Here is a 17,113-nt window from a genome sequence, read left to right on the forward strand (position 1 = left end):
GCGGGTGAATTAAATAGGGGGAAAAGAGCATGACCAGGCGCATTCCCGATCTGGCGGCGGCAAACCCGGTGATTATGGGGCTGCTGGATTATGTGCTCGACAGGCGCGACGAACAGATTCTCTCCGGCGAGGAAAAGCCGATCGCCCTGACCCTGGACCCGTCCAGGGCGCCGCGGGCACTGCGCGCCGCCCTGGCGCCCTTTGCCGATCCCGCCTATGACGACGGCGAGCTATGGGACGAATTGAAATGGCTGTCACAGGACTACCGCTGTTTCTCCATCCGGCCGCCGGCGCGCCGGTCCGCGGGCGCTGCGCCCTGGCAGGGCGCGCGCCTCACCTTCGAGGACAATCGCGAGGCGATGGTTCGCGAGTGGCTGGACCGGCCTCGCCCACAGCGGCTGAATCCGCAGTGGCAGGCGGCGCTGACCCGCTTTGCCGGGCGCTTCGAGTGCCCGGACGCTTTCCCGCCGGGCGGCCTGGAACTGGAGCCGGGCTTCGACAGTTTCGAGGGGCTGCTTGCCTGCTGGGCCTCGGTCGGCACGGAGCTGAAATGCGGCGACGGCCTGTCCTGGCGCCAGCTGTCGGCGCGCTGTTTTCACGGCGACTCCAAATACCTGGACGGGGACGGGCGCCAGGCGCTGGCGCGCGCGCTCTTTCCATCCCTCTGTGACAGAATCCGCGAGCGGCCCCTGCTGATGCACCTGTATCTGCCGGCGCGCTCCGAGCGGGTGCTGCTGATCGAAAACCAGGACACCTTTCTGATGCTGGCGGACTGCCGGCCCGAGCGCACCGCGCTGGTGTATATCGAGGGTTACCGCGGTGGGGCCGCACGGGTGCGCGCGCCCGGTATGGCCCGCTTCAGCACCCTGAACGACGCGCCGGCGGAGTCGCGCAGACATTTCCTGCAGTGGTGGCAGGGGCAGGGCGCGGACGAGCCGCCGGTGTACTTCTGGGGCGATCTGGACTACGAGGGTATGCAGATCGCCGCCGCGCTGCGGCGCAGCTTCCCCCACCTGGCCTGCTGGCGGCCGGGCTACGGACCGCTGCTGGACTTGTTGCGCGCCGGCGGCGGTCACCTGCCGCAGCAGGCGGGCAAGAGGGGGCAGAGGGTTATCGAGCGCACCGGCTGTGACTACGCCGACGGCGAGCTGATACCGGCACTGCACCGCTGTGGCCGCTTCGCGGACCAGGAATCCGTGCCGGCGAAACAGCTGCCCGAAGACCTGTAGCCAGCGGCGCCGTGGCGGAAGGATTCAGGCCTTGCGGTCACCATTTGTTGTTGCGATCTATGCGCAGGTTCGCAGAAGATAGCCGCAGTTTGTCTGGATAATGGAGTGCTGAAAGAGAAAGGGAATTTATCGGAGATCGCTATGCGTCAGTTTTCCATCCTGGTGGTATTCGTTTTGGCCTTTGGCGGCGCCGCCGTTCTGTACGAGAAAGAGAGCCGCAAAGTCAAGGGCGTTCTCACCCAGATCACCGAACTGCAGGCCCAGCTGGGTGACCTGCAGGCGGAAGTCAACCGACTGAACGGCGAGCTGGAGGCGGTCAAGCTGGCGGAGCGCCGGCGCCCGAACCTGAAGACCATCGCCAGCAATATCCGCCGCGAGGTGCGCCCGGCGGCTGCGGCGCCGACCCGCGCCGCCGAGCCCGTCTCGAAGCGCAAGCTGGTAGCCTCGGATGTCACCAGCGCGCCGCCGGCCATCCGCGCCGGCGCCGGCGAGGCGGTGGATGAGCGCGAGTGGCAGCGCCCGACGGTCGATGCGGAGCAATACCGGCCGGAAAGCGGGGCTGAGCAGCCGGTGGCGGACCCCTACCAGTAAATCGCCCAGCCGCATATTGAATCCCCGCGCAAAGCCCCAATATGTCCGCAGGCAGGCGCAGGGCGCCGCGGACCCATCGGGGCTTTGCCGTTTTTGCCAGCGGCAAACTCCACCGACATACACCGCTAGGGAGAATATCTGTCCGTGCCATCGACCTTTTACACCGCACTGAGCGAACAGCTGGCGGGACTGCTGTCCGGCGAGCGGGACTGGCTGGCGAATACCGCCAACGCCAGCGCACTGCTGTTTATGGAATTGGACGATATCAATTGGGCCGGCTTCTACTTCCTGCACGGCGACGAACTGCGCCTGGGCCCCTTCCAGGGCAAACCGGCCTGTACGCGGATTCCGGTCGGTGCCGGCGTCTGCGGTACCGCCGTGGCGACCGGTGAGCCGCAGCTGGTGGAGGATGTACACCAGTTTCCCGGCCATATCGCCTGCGACGCCGTGTCCGCCTCCGAAGTGGTGATTCCCCTGTTTGCCGGCGGTCGCTGCCTCGGTGTGCTGGATATCGACAGCCCAACCGTCGCGCGATTCGATGCCGAGGACCTCGCCGGGCTGCAGGAATTTGCCCGCGTGCTGCTGAACTGCAGTGAGATCCCCCCGGTTATTCCCCACAGCTTGTAAGGCGGGCGGATGGCGCTGTTGTGGCAGAAGCGGGTGGCGGGCAACCTCTACCAGGTGCGCAGCCACGGTGCCAGTGTGCGCCTGTACAGCAACGGCGTTTTCCACTCACAGTGGAATCCCCGCGATCCGCTGAAGGGCTCTCTGTGGGAATTGATGCTGCTGCCCGCCTTCTTTCTGCCGGGGGAGCGGCTTCGCTCGGTGCTGCTGCTCGGCGTCGGCGGCGGGGCTTTGATCCGCCTGCTGCAGCAGTTTGTCCGCCCGGACAGGATCGTCGGTGTGGATCTGGATGCGACCCACCTGCGCATCGCGCGCCGATACTTCGGCGTGCGCGATGCGGAGCTGATCTGTGCCGATGCTAGGGATTTTGTTTCCGATTATTGCGCTTCCGGGGATCAGGGTTCCTTCGATCTGATTATTGACGACCTTTTTGGCCATGGAAATGGCGAAGCCGAGCGCACCGTTGCAGCGGACCTGCCCTGGTGCGAGCGGCTGCTCGCCATGCTGAGTGCCGATGGGCTGCTGGTGAGCAATTTCGGCAGCCGGCGGGAGCTGCTGGCCAGCGGCTGGCGTGAGCCGCGCATCCGCGGTCAGCTGCGCGGCGCCTGGAGCGCCGAACTGCCCAACTATGAAAACGCGATTCTGGCGCTCAGCCGGCAGCCGCTGTCACTGGCCGAGCTGGCCGCCAGGGCGCCGGAAAAAATCAATCCGCGCAGCCGGTCCCGGCGCCTGCACTGCCGGTTGAAGCGCCTGCCCTGATCCCGCTGCGCAATTCACGCCTGAGCGGGTGCCAACTCGGTTGGCGCCCCATGGAACTGGGTGTCTATACTGGAATAAGACAAGTTTTTCCCGGGACCGGTCGATGCGCTACAAAACTGTGGAGGATGTGATCCAGGAGGGGCGGGATTTTCATGCCAAGCTGGCGCAGCAATACGGGGAGTATGAGCAGCTGGCCCCGAACAAACGCATAGAGCTGTTGCTGGACCAGTTGAAGCGGCGCGAGGATTCGATGAAGCACTCGCTGGAAAACTTCCGCGCCGACTTGAGCCCCGGCGCTCTGCATACCTGGGTGCAGTTTGCCCCGGAGGGGCGCGAGAAGGAATTTCTGCAGAGGCTGCGCAATATTGACATCAACAGCCTGGATGAAATTGCCGAGCTGGCGATGGATATCGAGATGTATCTGGCCGACCAGTATCGGGACCTGGCCCAGGGCGCGGAAACGCCCTCGGCGCGGGATGCCTTCGAGCGTCTGCGACAGCTGGAAGAGCTGGAGGAGCACACGCTGTCGATGAATCTGTTCAACCTGCGGGATTATTAGCGCGCACAAGCCGGAAAATTGCAGGCAGGGGCGAACCTTGGTTCGCCCCTGCTGCATCTGACGCGGCCATTTGCGCGAACACAGGGCTCGCCCCTACAGGTCGAGCCGGTAGACGCAGAAGCCCTGGTCTTTGGCCAGCAGCTCGACCCCGGAAAAGTACTTCCGCCCCTTTCTCACCAGCGGAATAAACTCGTTCACGACAAACAGCGCCGAGCCAGGGGCTTTCAACAGGCGGGCACTCTGGCGCAGGAACTGGTCGGTGAGATCGCCCTCCACATCGAATCCCTGGTGAAATGGCGGGTTGCAGATCAGGAAATCGGCGATGCCGCCCTCGAGTTCTGCGCCGGCATCGGAGGGAAGCACCACGCCTTCGATCCCCCGCTCGCGGAAGTTTTTCCCGCAGGCGAGGAGCGCCGCGGCGTTGTTGTCGGTGGCGGTAAAGTAAAAATCCCCCAGAGCGGCCAGCTGTGTCGACAGGTAGCCGTAGCCGCAGCCGAGGTCGACGACGTGGGCGCCTTCCCCCGGCAGAAATTGCGGAAACTTCTGTGCGAGCAGGGCGCTGCCGCGATCGATCTTATTCCAGCCAAACAGGCCGGGCTTGCTGTAGAGGCCGTGCAGCGCATCGAGCCGGCGCAGTTGCGTGTAATCCTGGTCGTCCACCGCCTCGCCGCCGCGGGTGGCGAGAGGGTTGACGCTGAGGTATTCCGCCCCGTGCTTTTGCAGATATTTGGCGCAGCCGAAGCGTTGCGCGGCCCTGGCCGCATAGGTTTTTATGCCGCTCTGCTTGCCGCCGACGAGCACCAGTTCGCCGCCCTCGCCGAGAAACTCCGGCGCGCGGTTGATGATGTGATGCACCACCGCCCTTTCCTTGGAGACCGCGTAGACGATGCGGCGGTAGTTGCGCCCCAACTCTTCGAAGCGAAAATCGCTGAAGAAGCTGCGCCCGGCGCAGGCTTCTGCCAACCTGGCGATATCCCAGCGGTTGCTGAGCAGATCGCCGGCAAAGTTGAATCCCTGCCGCAACATTGCCTTGCAGTTTTCATCGGCGATCCACAGGGTTTCCCGGGGGGCGACTTGTAATTCCTGGCTGAGTAGGGCGGTCATGCGGTTATGTTACCGAGGCGACTTCTTCCGGGGTCAGGGGCCGGTAGTCACCCTCCTCGAGTGCGTCGTCCAGCAGGATATCGCCGATCCGCTCCCGGTGCAGTTCCAGCACCCGGTTGCCGAGGGCGGCAAACATCCGCTTCACCTGGTGGTAGCGGCCCTCGCTGATGGTGACGCGCACCTCGTTGGCGAAGAGCAGTTCCAGTCTGGCCGGTTTGGTTCTCTTCTTCTCGTTGTCGAGCCAGATTCCCCTGGCGAACTTTTCGATGGCGTCTTCGCCGATCCTCTCCGCCAGGTGGGCATAGTAGGTCTTGTCGCAGTGGTGGCGCGGGGAGGTGACTTTGTGGGACCACTGGCCGTCATCGGTAAGCAGCACCAGGCCGGTGGTGTCGATATCCAGGCGCCCGGCGATATGCAGCCGGTGCTTGTTGGGCTCGTCGATCAAATCGAGCACCGTGGGGTGCTCGCTGTCCTTGGTCGCGCAGACATAGCCCAGCGGCTTGTGCAGCATGAAATAGCGCGGGCCTGGCTCCAGCAGCGGCTCGCCGTCCAGGCACAGGGTGTCCGTCTCTTCGACTTTGGCGGCCGGGTTGGTGACTGTCTCCCCGTTGACGGTGACGCGACCGGCCCTCGCGGCGCGCTTCACGTCGGAACGGGAGAGGTCGGTGACCTGGCTTACGGCTTTATCTAGACGCATTGTCTTCCCCGCTCGCCAATCCGGCGGCTCGCGCAAAGGGCGGCGCGAGCACCGGGTTGGCGGAGAGGGCTCAACCCGCGATCTTGCGCTCGCCCGAATCCACCGACTGGTAGATCAGGGTGTTGATGGTCATCGGGCCGACGCCGCCGGGCACCGGGGTATAGGCGGCGACGCGCTCCACCAGCGGGCCCAGCTCGATATCGCCGACACCGCCGGGGTGGTAGCCTGCGTCCACAACCACCGCGCCATCCTTGATCCATTCGGCCTTGATAAATTCCGGTTTGCCCACGGCGCCGACGACGATGTCGGCGCGGCGGATATGATCGGCCAGGTCGCGGGTGCGGGAGTGGCAGGTGGTCACAGTGGCATTGGCGTTCAGCAACATGGCGGCCATCGGCTTGCCGAGGATGGGGCTGCGGCCGACGACAACCGCGTGTTTGCCGGCGATTTCGATATTGTACGCCTCCAGCAGGCGCATGATGCCTTTCGGTGTCGCACAGCCGTAGGCCTCTTCGCCCATCGCCATACGGCCGTAGCCGAGGCAGGTCACGCCGTCCACATCTTTATCCAGTGCGATGGCGTCGAAGCAGGCGCGCTCGTCGATCTGCTCCGGCACCGGGTGTTGCAGCAGGATACCGTGCACGTTCGGGTTTGCATTCAGCTCTTCGATCTTGGCCAGCAGCTGCTCGGTGGTTGTGGAGGAGGGCAGTTCCACCTGCAGGGAATCCATGCCGATGCGGCGGCAGGCGTTGCCCTTCATCTTGACGTAGGTGGCGGAGGCGGGGTCGTCGCCGACCAGGATGGTGGCCAGAATCGGCGTCTGGCCGCCGCTCTTCTCCTTCAGCGCGGCCACGCGGGCCGAGAGTTCCTGTTCCGTTTTCTGTGCCAGGGCTTTGCCGTCCAGAACCAGTGCAGACATAGGTGGTATCTCAAACAAATTGAATCTTGGGCTAAGTGGCCGGAATAGGTCCGTATGCGGCATCCGGCCCGGATCGCGAAGCGCGCTATTTTCGCACAGGCCGGGAATAATTTCCCCACTTGGTCACAGCCCCTGGCGGGGAGACTAAACTTCTGCAAAAAGAATAGCTTAGCGCCGTTGACTCCCTCGGGGGCTGTCAGTATTATGCGCGCTCTTCGCAAGGGAGGCGGCCTTCGAAACTGCGCAACCGCAGTGGTCGGAGAGACCTCAGCCCCAGCGATAGAGCGGGTTTGCGGGGCATAGCGCAGTCTGGTAGCGCGCCTGCTTTGGGAGCAGGATGTCGGGGGTTCGAATCCCTCTGCCCCGACCAGACGCTTGCCGGGTTTACCTTGCGCCCGTAGCTCAGCTGGATAGAGCATCCGCCTTCTAAGCGGATGGTCGCAGGTTCGAGTCCTGCCGGGCGTGCCAACCTTTTACGGGTGGCTGATGGCTTGGCAGTTTCGGTTTGAACCCGCTGCCGGCGCTTAGTCGCAGGACTATTCCGGCCCACCAGCAAGCTGGTGGGCGCCAAAACGGCCGCGAAGCGGTGCTTCGCAGATAGGCGTTTTGGACCTGCCGGGCCTTGCGCCCACGCAGGGTTCAGCGTTGCCACAAGGCGCTGAAGACATATCACTTCTATGGTGGCCGTAGCTCAGTTGGTAGAGCACAGGATTGTGGCTCCTGAGGTCGCGGGTTCGATCCCCGTCGGCCACCCCATTTTCCCGAAAGCCCGGCTTATGCCGGGCTTTTTTGTTTTCGCGCGCAGATGCTATAAGCAGGTGCTTTACGCTGCCTGCGGCGTTGCTTGATAATAAGCGCCCGGATCTTTCGATGGCTTTTGGTTATAAGGGCTGCCGGAAGAGGTATAGAGATGAAGAATTGAGACTAGGGAGCAATCGGTGACCGTAACAGTTGAGCGCAAGGCGACGAACGTGCATTGGCACGAGGGTGATGTTACCCGCGAGGACCGGGCGAGTATTCTCGGTCACAAAGGGGTGACCCTGTGGTTCACCGGCCTTTCCGGCTCCGGCAAGAGTACCGTCGCGGTCGCGGTGGAGAAGGCGCTGGTCGCGCGCGGTGTGCTGAGCTATCGACTGGACGGCGACAATATCCGCCTCGGCATCAACTCCAATCTCGGTTTCTCCGCCGAAGACCGGCAGGAGAATATCCGCCGTGTGGGCGAAATCTCCAAACTGTTTGCCGACACCGGTGTGGTGGTGTTGAGCAGTTTTATCAGCCCCTACCGCGAAGACCGCGATATGGTGCGCCGCATGCATGTCGAGGGCGACCTGCCGTATCTGGAAGTGTTCGTCGACTGCCCCCTTGAGGAGGCGGAGGCCCGCGATCCGAAAGGCCTGTACAAGAAGGCCCGCGCCGGTGAGATCCGCGGCTTTACCGGTATCGACGATCCCTACGAGGCACCGCTTTCCCCGGAGCTGCATCTGCGCACCGATCAGATGACCCTGGAGGAAGAGGTCGATATGATCCTCTCCAATCTCCAGGCACGCGGCATCATCCCCTGAGTGGCGCCTGCTCCCTGTGGGCCGGGTGGGGCGCTCGCCTGATCCGGCCTGCGGTCTTTGCTTCGGCTGTCGGACTTTTCCCTCTGCCAGAATTCCCCTCCCGTTGAGCGCGGTGGATCCCGGTTTGTCCCCCGTTTCCGAAAGCGGTGTATTCAGACGCCAACTGCCGGTCGCCCCGCCCATCCGTACATATACTCAAGCTGTACCAGATAACGAAATGGGCAGCTGTGGAGGCGAGTATGTCGGTGCGGAGAGCAAGGGTTCTCTCTGGAGTGGTATTGGCGATTGTTGCTTTGCTTGGAGTTGGCGCCTGGTACGGGTATCAAAAGCTGCCGAGAATTCCCGGAGTGCCTGAGGCCCCGGTGGTGGGAGTCCCCGAGGGGGCGCTGGATCACCGCCCGATGCCCGCATACTCCGGCCCCCATCCGCGCGTGATGGAGCGCCCGCCGGAATACTTCCCCTTTCCGATCACCGAGGGCGAGATAGGCCCGGTGGAGACCCTGTTCGCCGGCCCCTCCACCTATCCCTTCTACTGTGGCGACAATGATGTGACCGGCCGACAGCCGCTGGTGGACAACCAGGTCGGCGAGGGGGTCCCTGTTTTTGCCGTCGGCGACGATGGCCGCAGAACCGACAAGATCATCGGCTATAGCCGCGACTGCAGCCACCCGACACAGGTCAGTTACTTTTATCGCAGCACAGTTGACGGCAACTTCCACCCGCTGGAAAAGGCCAACGGTGATATCGACCAAGTCACCGTCAACGGCGAGCTCACCGATTTCGTCGTGCGTCTGGAAACCGGCACCATCAATCGCTTCTTCTACGCGATTGCGGCGCTGAGAGGCGAGGGCGAAGCTCCCGACAGGCCCAGCGCCAGCAACTGGAATCGCCGCCTGATCTACCAGCTCAGGGGCGGAGTCGGCATAGGCCGGCGCCAGGGGGATATCAGCAAAGGGGATATCATCTCGCGCCGGGCGGACCAGTTGGCCCGCGGCTATGCGGTGGTCTACTCCACTGCCAACCAGACCAGCAACCATTACAATATCTGGTTGGCGGAGGATACGGCGCGCCGTCTCAAGAAGCAGTTCACGGCCCTCTATGGCGAGCCCCTGTATACCGTGGGGATCGGTGGGTCCGGCGGCGCCATTCAGCAGTATCTGTTCGCGCAGAATGCCCCCGGCCTGTTGGACGCCGCGATTCCCCTCTACTCCTATCCGGATATGGTCAGTCAGACCATCTACGTCTTTGACTGTGAACCGCTGGAGTATTTTTTCGACGTGGTCGACGCGGACAACCCGCGCTGGCGCGATGCGGCGCAGCGCACGGTGATAGAGGGGCTTTCCGCCAGCGCCGAGGTCGACAGCCGCTTCCACACCCTGAAACTGGCCGCCTCGCTGTTTGATGGTCGCTACCGGGATGGCACCGAGGGAGCCACCGAGTGCACCCAGGGGTGGCGCGGTCTGGTGCCACTGGTGAACAACCCCAATTTCGTCCATTTCATCAAGAGTTTCGCCGACGATGTGGCGAGCAAAGTGCACTGGACCCACTGGGAGGACCTGCGCCTCTTCTACGGTGCCGACGAGACCGGTTATGCCAACAGCGTGTGGGATAACGAGGGGGTGCAATACGGGCTGCAGGCCCTGGTGAGCGGCCAGATCTCCGTGGAGACCTTCCTCGAGCTCAATGCGACTGTCGGCGGCTGGAAGGCGCAGGAGGATCAGGGCGATGAGAGACTCTGGTTCCTGAACGGCGAGGTCTTCCCGGTGCAGCTCTCCGTCTGGAGTGAACAGAATATGCGTCTCGGCAGCCTGGACAGGCCGGCGAAACGCAGCCGCGCCAGCCGCGAGGCGATAGAGGGTATCTACCGCTCCGGCCACGTATTCCTGGGGGATGTCGAGATTCCCATTATCGACCTGCGCCACTATCTCGACGGCGAGCTCGACATGCACCACAGCTCCGCCTCCTTCTCCGCCCGCGAGCGCATCCGCCGCGCGCGCGGTCACGCCGACAACCAGCTGATCTGGGTGAGCCACAAGAACTACATCCCCCTGGACGAAGCCCTGGACACCATGGACCGCTGGATGCAGAACATCATCGACAATCCCGGCGCCGGAGTCGCGGCCAACCGGCCGGTCGATGCCCACGACCAGTGTTTCGACAGCGAGGGCAATGTGATGGCCGCCGGCGCGGATGTCTGGAATGGCCATTGGAACAGCCAGCCTACAGGCGCGTGTATGCAGGAATACCCCATCTACAGCACCCCGCGCCAGGTGGCCGGCGCGCCGATCACGGGCGATGTGTTCAAGTGTGCATTGCAGCCGCTCGAGCGGGCGCTGGCCAAAGGCATCTATGGGCCGTACACGGATGAGATTGCGGCGCGTTTCGACGATATGCAGAGAATATTTCCCACAGGCGTGTGCAATTACAGCCAGCCGGATCTGGCGCGACCGAAGGAAGATCTGATTCCCGGTGACACGCCGGTGAAAATAGCCGGGCAGCTGATCGAACCCGACTACCGTCAGCCCATCGACCGCCTCGCCGGTAAAAAATCGGACGAAGTCGAGCCGCAACCGGTGCCCGTTTCGCTTCCGCAGAGCGCTCACTGATCTCTGAAAATTTTTTTGGCGCGTTTTTTGTTGACAGGCCGGCGCATTCGGGTATGATGCGCGTCGCTCGAGGGGGCAAGGCCCCAAACGATCGAAGCGACGGGTGGTTAGCTCAGTTGGGAGAGCGACGGCCTTACAAGCCGTAGGTCACAGGTTCGACCCCTGTACCACCCACCACCTCCCTTTCACCTGCTGGGCAGGATTGTTAAGGGGAGGAAGAAATGCGGACCGGTAGTTCAGTTGGTTAGAATGCCGGCCTGTCACGCCGGAGGTCGCGGGTTCGAGTCCCGTCCGGTCCGCCATATACAAAAAAGGCTCACACGAAAGTGTGGGCCTTTTTTGTATATGTTGGATCGGCGTGCGAGAGCCCCCGTTCGACAAATTCGTCGGGAACGAATTTGGGCGCCGCAGCGAAGCGGAGGCGCCCGCAGGGCGAGGGCCAGGACGGCCCGAGTCATTCCCGTCCGGTCCGCCACATACGAAAAAGGCCCGCACGAAAGTGTGGGCCTTTTTCGTATGTGGGGCAGGGGTTAAGGTATATGTTCGGAAGGCTGGGCAGAAGTAGAGTTTCCGACCTCAGGAGCCACAATCCTGTGCTCTGCTTTCCTGTGTTCCACGGCCAGACCATCGGTCGCCCGGTCGTTGCAATTTGACCGATTTTGCTCTATATTTCGGTCAAGTGACCGATTTCAATTAGAGGGCTGCAATGACCTCAATCCCCAGCTACCAGCCCAAGCCCAGCGGTGACGCGGTACTCCTCGAAGCCCTGCTGAACACCGCAGACCACCTGGGCCTGAAAAAGAAAGAGCTCGGCGAGATCATCCACCTGGACGATCGCACCCTGAGGCGCAGAAGCGGTCTGGATCCGGACAGCGCTCCCGGCCAGTTGGCTCTGCTGCTGGTGCGCGCCTACCGCGCCGCCTTCGTGCTGATGGGCGGCGCCGAGGGCGCCCGCTACTGGTTCGCCACGCCCAACCGGGCACTGAACGGCACGCCGAGGGAAATGGCCAGCCGCATCGATGGTCTGGTTCGTATCGTCACCTACCTGGATGCGATGCGGGGCAAGGTTTGAGCGAGGAGATTTCCCGCCGCATCGAATCCGGCCGGCAGCGCCTGCTCGGGCGCCTGTACCGAATCGTCGAATCCCAGGAGGAGGTCGCCACCCGCAGCCTGGTTGACAGCCTGCAAAAGCAGCAGGTGCTGGAAGAGCTTCTGGAGCAGAGCAAGCCGCAGAGGCTGCCCGGCAGCGAGGAGCTGCACTACCTGCTCGCCACGCCCTTCCGCTACCCGCCGCTGCCCTGGGGCTCCCGCTTCGGCGGCACGGCGGAATCCGGCATCTTCTACGGCAGCAAGACAATCCCCACGGTGCTGGCCGAAGCCGCCTACTACCGGCTGCTGTTCTTCCACGATATGCAACCAGCGCCGCCGAAGCCGGTAACCAGCTACCACAATATCTTCTCCGCCAAATACTGCGCCGATCCCGGCGTTCGCCTGCAGGACCCGTCCTGGGAGGGCGATTGGCCGGCACTGACCCACCCGGCGGACTACCGCCACTGCCAGAAGCTGGGCCGCCATCTGCGCGAGGCCGGAATCGTCGGTATCGAAACACCCTCCGCCCGCGCACTGCAGGCCGGTTTGGTGCAGCTGCCGCCGGGCAACTCCGAAGGTATCAATGTCGCCCTGTTCGAACCCCGGGCCCTGCTCAAGCGCCCACCCACCCAGGAGGCGGACGTAACGGCGGAAACCGGCAGTGAAGAGGTGGTATTCCTGGTGAAGTCTGGCGACGGAACGGAGACCACATCATTCCCTCTGAGCGTCTTCGTGGTCGAGGGCGCATTGCCCAGGCCGGCATAACCCGCCGGCCTTTGTAGGAGCCTGCTTGCAGGCGAACTTTCGGAGTGGAAGATCAAGTTGAAACCCCGCTACTTAACCAGCCTGGACCTTCAGGATTTCAAACAAGCCGCTAGCGACGTCCCCTACCAGCGCATCGAAAGCGACCTGCTCCCCAATATAGAAGTCTGGATCCGCCGCGACGATCTCCTGGACCCGGTCATCTCCGGCAACAAGGCCTACAAGCTCCTCTACAACCTGATCGAAGCGGGAGAGCAGGGTGCCAAAACCCTGGTGACCTGCGGCGGCGCCTGGTCAAATCATATACACGCCACCGCAGCCGCCGGCGCCCGCTTCAGTTTCGACACTATCGGCATAATCCGCGGCCAACGCCCGCCGGTGCTGAGCGCCACCCTGCAGGACGCGGAGCGCTTCGGCATGCAGCTCAGATTCGTCACCCGGGAAGAGTACCGCCAGCGCAACCAACCGGGATTCCTGAGTCTGATCGCGGTTGACGCACCCGACATCCTTTATATACCGGAAGGCGGTGCCAACCTGGCCGGTGCCAGGGGCGCCCGGTTGTTGGGTGAAGTAATCGAAGAGACGGCCCCGGTCAGTTTTGATCAACTCTGGCTGGCCTGCGGCACAGGCCTGACCCTGGCTGGGCTGGCTTCTTCTGTCACAAGCTTTCCAATCTGCGGCGTAGAAGTGCTAAAAGCCGGCGATTCTATCCGCCGCGATGCGCAGCGCTGGCTGGGGGCGCTCAATAGTGCCGGGCCCGCTTGCGGGGAGGGAGCGACAGGAGCCTCTCCCAGCAAGCAGCATAAAGCCCCAACTGATCTTTATTTGATCAACAAGTATCACTGCGGCGGCTACGCCAAGTACCCCCAATACCTGCAGGAATTCCAGCAAACCTTCGAACACCAAACCGAGATTCCTCTGGACCCGGTGTACACCGCAAAACTAATGTACGCTCTGCACCGGGAAGCCCTCTGCGGCCGCATCCCGGCCGGCAGCAGGATACTGACGCTGCACTCCGGCGGCCTTCAGGGGCGGCGCGGCTTTCCACATCTTGAGATGAACAAAAAATAAACAGTGTAGTCACGGCGAAGTCCCGCTGACTCCCTATCCTCGTTCGACTCACCCATCAAGCTAAGGCATAATCGCCTGTCACAAATTTGGGGGCTTTCCCCTGCGGCGCACAAAAATTAACCAGGTGGGCCGCCAAGAAAGGTATCAATCGCTGGGCCCAAATTCGGGCACCTTGGGGGAGCGGTGTCGGAATTTCAGAATATTGGCCTGATCGGCCGTACAGAAAGCGATAGTGCCGTCCTCTCGCTCAAACGCCTGATGGCGTTCCTGGAGCGGGAGGGCTTCGCCGTGGTGCTGGAACAGGAAACCGCCAGCGCCGCCCCCAATCACAATGCCCGCGTGGCGCCCAAAGACAAGCTGGGCGAACTCTGCGACCTGGTGATCGTCGTCGGCGGCGACGGCAGCCTCCTCGCCGCCGCCCGCGCCCTGGCCAAATTCAGCGTGCCCCTTCTGGGTATCAACCGGGGGCGGCTGGGCTTCCTTACCGATATCACCCCGGATGAAATCGAACAGAAAGTAGGTGAAGTGCTGGCCGGCAAATATATGGCTGAGAGTCGCTTCTTGCTGGATATGTCAGTTACCCGCAGCGGCAAGCCGATCGGCAAGGGGGCTTCGCTCAACGATGTGGTGCTGCACCCCGGCGAATTCATCCGCATGATCGAGTTCGATCTCTATATAGACGGCCAATTTGTATATACCCAGCGCTCGGACGGTCTGATCATATCTACTCCCACGGGCTCTACGGCATATGCATTATCTGGTGGTGGACCAATTATGCATCCCAAACTGGACGCCATAGTGCTTGTCCCATTGAACCCACACACCCTCAGCAGTCGCCCGATCGTCGTGGAGGGCAGCAGCGAGTTCAAGATCATTGTGGGCGAGCACAATATTGCCAAGCCGCACGTGACTTGTGACGGACATGATCACGTAGTTACCGAACCGGGTGATGTGATTCGTATACACAAAAAACCACATAGATTGACTCTAATTCACCCTTTAGGCCACAACTTTTACGAAACATGCCGTTCAAAACTGAACTGGCAGGTAAGCAGCTAAGGTAGCGTTATGAAAAAAGTCCTTATTGTCTTCGGCACACGCCCGGAAGCGATAAAGATGGCACCGCTTGTAAAAGCGTTTGCCAAAAATAAAGATGCCGAGTGCAAGGTTTGCGTAACCGCACAACATCGCTCAATGCTGGATCAGGTTTTGGAGCTTTTTGATATCACACCTGATTGGGATCTCGATATTATGCAGCCTGGCCAGGATCTTACAGATGTTACCAGTCGAATATTGCTGGGGATGAGACCTGTTTTGAAAGAGTGGCGCCCCGATATCGTGCTTGTACACGGCGATACGACGACCACGCTAGCTGTTTCTTTAGCGAGCTACTACGAAAAAATTCCAGTTGGTCATGTCGAGGCAGGATTGCGTACGGGTGATATTTACTCGCCTTGGCCGGAAGAAATGAATCGGAGAATCACCGGCTCTATTGCTGCGTATCATTTTGCGCCAACTTCAAGAGCGCAACATAATTTGCTCAACGAGGGCGTTTACAGCTCCACGGTGCAAGTAACGGGCAATACCGTTATCGACGCGCTACATGAAGTCCTCTCTATTATTGGGCAGAATCCTCAGCTCGAGCAGCAGATTCTGAATCAGCTCCCCTTTCTGAAAGAAAACCGGAAGATTGTCCTGGTGACAGGGCATCGCAGAGAAAACTTTGGCGAAGGGTTTGAAAACATTTGCACGGCAATAAGAAAGATCGCCATCTCCCATCCTGATGTTCTAGTCGTGTATCCGGTTCACCTGAATCCGAATGTCCGAGAACCTGTCAACAGAATTCTGAGCAATGTTGAAAATGTGCTCCTGATGGAACCGCTCGAATACCTCCCTTTCGTATATATGATGAGTCGCTCGTATTTGATATTGACTGACTCCGGGGGTATTCAAGAGGAAGCTCCGTCACTTGGTAAGCCAGTACTGGTAATGAGGGATACAACGGAACGACCTGAAGCTGTAGATGCAGGAACCGTTAAGCTTGTGGGTACAAATAGTAATTTCATTTTGAATGAAGTGGTGAAACTCCTAACTGACGAGGCACACTATAAATCCATGTCTGAAGCCCACAATCCTTATGGGGATGGCAAGGCGTGCGAGCGAATAGTTTCGCAAATAGTCCAGCAGAAAGAGGTTTCTGCAGTAGAAGATGCAACGGTATAAAAGGAGGTAAAGTGATTACTAACAAGAATTTTCAATCACTGACGGTAATGGGGCTTGGGTACATTGGTTTGCCAACTGCCGCAGTGTTTGCATCTCGGAAGCTCAAAGTTTGTGGTGTGGATGTCAATGAAGGCGCAGTAAACACCATTAATCGCGGTGAGATTCATATAGTCGAGCCCGAGTTGGATATAGTTGTACATTCGACAGTAACGGAAGGCTACTTAAAAGCTTCGTTGTCACCGGAAGCTGCTGATGCGTTTATCATAGCTGTACCTACACCATTTAAAGGAAATAAGCAGCCTGATCTTTCTTATATCGAATCTGCGATAGCCGCAATTGCGCCTGTCATCAAGAAGGGTGACTTGATAATTCTAGAATCGACATCGCCCGTTGGTGCCACAGAGCATATGGCGCAGGGCCTGGCTAAGTTTCGGCCGGACCTAAATGTGCCAACACTCAACCGGTTAGAAGGAGAGTTCGATATTTATATCGCCCATTGTCCGGAGCGAGTGCTTCCTGGACATGTGATGCGAGAGTTGGTGGAAAACGACCGAATTATTGGCGGTCTGACGAAGCAGTGTGCCGCCAAGGCCAAAGAGCTCTACCAAATTTTTGTGGAAGGCAACTGTTTATTAACCGATGCCCGTACTGCCGAGATGGCAAAGTTGACTGAAAATGCTTTCAGGGATGTCAATATAGCGTTTGCAAATGAACTTTCGATAATCTCAAAAGAGTTAGATATTGACGTTTGGGAGTTGATTGAATTAGCCAATAAACACCCCCGGGTCAACATTCTGCAGCCGGGTTGTGGAGTCGGTGGTCACTGTATTGCCGTGGATCCCTGGTTCATCGTGAGCCAATCTCCAGAGAGCGCCCGCCTTATCCGTACGGCGCGTGAAGTAAACGACAGCAAGCCTGAATACGTAGTAGAGCAAATCAAGAAAAAGTTAAATGGTGCACAGGTGGTGGCATGCCTCGGGTTGGCGTTTAAGCCGGATATTGATGATTTGCGCGAAAGTCCAGCAGTAGAGATTGTCCGAATGCTATCGAACGACAAATCCATACAAGTGCTTGCAGTAGAGCCAAATATCAGTGATTTGCCAGAAGCTCTTCGCGATATAGAAAATATACGGCTGGCTTCACTCGACGACGTCATAAAGGACAAAGTATTACTTGCTGGACTGGTGAGGCACAAAGAGTTTGTGCAAGTGCTAAATGAAGTAGATTTCCCTGGAGAAAAGCTAATCGATTTTGTAAATATCAAAAAGCAATAGATGCTTTTCGATTGTATTTGATGTTGGTCCTAACTGTTAGAGAA

Annotated in this window: 16 protein-coding genes and 5 tRNA genes; 18 read left to right on the forward strand and 3 right to left on the reverse strand. The window is 60.2% G+C overall.

Annotated features, from left to right (window positions below):
- Nucleotides 1-29 precede the first annotated feature (29 nt).
- From ACXAF3_RS16165 to ACXAF3_RS16185, 5 genes are all read left to right on the forward strand, one after another.
- The gene (locus tag ACXAF3_RS16165; RefSeq protein WP_475113333.1) at nucleotides 30-1,229 is read left to right on the forward strand and encodes a Wadjet anti-phage system protein JetD domain-containing protein; all 1,200 of its coding nucleotides are present in this window, start codon (nucleotides 30-32) and stop codon (nucleotides 1,227-1,229) included.
- 141 nt (nucleotides 1,230-1,370) lie between these two features.
- Nucleotides 1,371-1,820 carry a hypothetical protein gene (locus ACXAF3_RS16170; RefSeq protein WP_475113334.1) on the forward strand — a complete coding sequence of 150 codons (450 nt, stop codon included), beginning with the start codon at nucleotides 1,371-1,373 and terminating at the stop codon, nucleotides 1,818-1,820.
- A 144-nt stretch (nucleotides 1,821-1,964) separates the two neighbouring features.
- Nucleotides 1,965-2,447, forward strand: a complete 483-nt coding sequence (locus tag ACXAF3_RS16175; RefSeq protein ID WP_475113335.1) for a GAF domain-containing protein — start codon at nucleotides 1,965-1,967, stop codon at nucleotides 2,445-2,447.
- 9 nt (nucleotides 2,448-2,456) lie between these two features.
- On the forward strand, nucleotides 2,457-3,203 hold the full coding sequence (locus tag ACXAF3_RS16180; protein WP_475113336.1) for a methyltransferase domain-containing protein: 747 nt from the start codon (nucleotides 2,457-2,459) through the stop codon (nucleotides 3,201-3,203).
- 103 nt (nucleotides 3,204-3,306) lie between these two features.
- Nucleotides 3,307-3,762 carry a hypothetical protein gene (locus ACXAF3_RS16185; RefSeq protein ID WP_475113337.1) on the forward strand — a complete coding sequence of 152 codons (456 nt, stop codon included), beginning with the start codon at nucleotides 3,307-3,309 and terminating at the stop codon, nucleotides 3,760-3,762.
- Nucleotides 3,763-3,855: 93 nt separating this feature from the next.
- Here the strand turns inward: ACXAF3_RS16185 and ACXAF3_RS16190 are convergent, their stop codons facing one another.
- The 3 genes from ACXAF3_RS16190 to folD all read right to left on the reverse strand — a co-directional run bounded on the left by ACXAF3_RS16190 (nucleotide 3,856) and on the right by folD (nucleotide 6,482).
- Nucleotides 3,856-4,866, reverse strand: a complete 1,011-nt coding sequence (locus tag ACXAF3_RS16190) for a class I SAM-dependent methyltransferase (protein WP_475113338.1) — start codon at nucleotides 4,864-4,866, stop codon at nucleotides 3,856-3,858.
- 4 nt (nucleotides 4,867-4,870) lie between these two features.
- Nucleotides 4,871-5,563 (reverse strand): 16S rRNA pseudouridine(516) synthase RsuA, encoded by a 693-nt coding sequence (rsuA, locus tag ACXAF3_RS16195; RefSeq protein ID WP_475113339.1) that lies wholly within the window; start codon nucleotides 5,561-5,563, stop codon nucleotides 4,871-4,873.
- Between the two features lie 70 nt (nucleotides 5,564-5,633).
- Nucleotides 5,634-6,482: a bifunctional methylenetetrahydrofolate dehydrogenase/methenyltetrahydrofolate cyclohydrolase FolD gene (gene folD / locus ACXAF3_RS16200; RefSeq protein ID WP_475113340.1), complete on the reverse strand. Its 849-nt coding sequence runs from the start codon at nucleotides 6,480-6,482 to the stop codon at nucleotides 5,634-5,636.
- Nucleotides 6,483-6,775: 293 nt separating this feature from the next.
- Between folD and ACXAF3_RS16205 the strand changes: the two genes are divergently transcribed.
- From ACXAF3_RS16205 to wecC, 13 genes are all read left to right on the forward strand, one after another.
- Nucleotides 6,776-6,852 (forward strand) — tRNA-Pro (locus ACXAF3_RS16205).
- 21 nt (nucleotides 6,853-6,873) lie between these two features.
- A tRNA-Arg gene (locus tag ACXAF3_RS16210) sits at nucleotides 6,874-6,950 on the forward strand.
- A 212-nt stretch (nucleotides 6,951-7,162) separates the two neighbouring features.
- Nucleotides 7,163-7,238 (forward strand) — tRNA-His (locus tag ACXAF3_RS16215).
- Between the two features lie 182 nt (nucleotides 7,239-7,420).
- Nucleotides 7,421-8,044, forward strand: a complete 624-nt coding sequence (gene cysC, locus ACXAF3_RS16220; RefSeq protein ID WP_475113341.1) for an adenylyl-sulfate kinase — start codon at nucleotides 7,421-7,423, stop codon at nucleotides 8,042-8,044.
- 347 nt (nucleotides 8,045-8,391) lie between these two features.
- Complete coding sequence (locus tag ACXAF3_RS16225) at nucleotides 8,392-10,650, forward strand: DUF6351 family protein (RefSeq protein WP_475113342.1); 2,259 nt, start codon at nucleotides 8,392-8,394, stop codon at nucleotides 10,648-10,650.
- A gap of 101 nt (nucleotides 10,651-10,751) precedes the next feature.
- Nucleotides 10,752-10,827, forward strand: a tRNA-Val gene (locus ACXAF3_RS16230).
- Between the two features lie 48 nt (nucleotides 10,828-10,875).
- A tRNA-Asp gene (locus ACXAF3_RS16235) sits at nucleotides 10,876-10,952 on the forward strand.
- A gap of 404 nt (nucleotides 10,953-11,356) precedes the next feature.
- The gene (locus ACXAF3_RS16240) at nucleotides 11,357-11,722 is read left to right on the forward strand and encodes an antitoxin Xre/MbcA/ParS toxin-binding domain-containing protein (protein WP_475113343.1); all 366 of its coding nucleotides are present in this window, start codon (nucleotides 11,357-11,359) and stop codon (nucleotides 11,720-11,722) included.
- Nucleotides 11,719-12,504 carry an RES family NAD+ phosphorylase gene (locus ACXAF3_RS16245; RefSeq protein WP_475113344.1) on the forward strand — a complete coding sequence of 262 codons (786 nt, stop codon included), beginning with the start codon at nucleotides 11,719-11,721 and terminating at the stop codon, nucleotides 12,502-12,504. The genes ACXAF3_RS16240 and ACXAF3_RS16245 overlap by 4 nt, the downstream gene beginning before the upstream one ends.
- A gap of 57 nt (nucleotides 12,505-12,561) precedes the next feature.
- Nucleotides 12,562-13,572, forward strand: coding sequence for a 1-aminocyclopropane-1-carboxylate deaminase/D-cysteine desulfhydrase (locus ACXAF3_RS16250; RefSeq protein WP_475113345.1), 1,011 nt, complete (start codon nucleotides 12,562-12,564; stop codon nucleotides 13,570-13,572).
- A gap of 183 nt (nucleotides 13,573-13,755) precedes the next feature.
- Complete coding sequence (locus tag ACXAF3_RS16255) at nucleotides 13,756-14,631, forward strand: NAD(+) kinase (RefSeq protein WP_475113346.1); 876 nt, start codon at nucleotides 13,756-13,758, stop codon at nucleotides 14,629-14,631.
- Nucleotides 14,632-14,640: 9 nt separating this feature from the next.
- Nucleotides 14,641-15,795 (forward strand): non-hydrolyzing UDP-N-acetylglucosamine 2-epimerase, encoded by a 1,155-nt coding sequence (gene wecB / locus ACXAF3_RS16260; protein ID WP_475113347.1) that lies wholly within the window; start codon nucleotides 14,641-14,643, stop codon nucleotides 15,793-15,795.
- 11 nt (nucleotides 15,796-15,806) lie between these two features.
- Complete coding sequence (wecC, locus tag ACXAF3_RS16265) at nucleotides 15,807-17,069, forward strand: UDP-N-acetyl-D-mannosamine dehydrogenase (protein ID WP_475113348.1); 1,263 nt, start codon at nucleotides 15,807-15,809, stop codon at nucleotides 17,067-17,069.
- Nucleotides 17,070-17,113: the final 44 nt, after the last annotated feature.

The sequence above is a fragment of the Microbulbifer sp. ABF4_143 genome, from assembly GCF_056160225.1.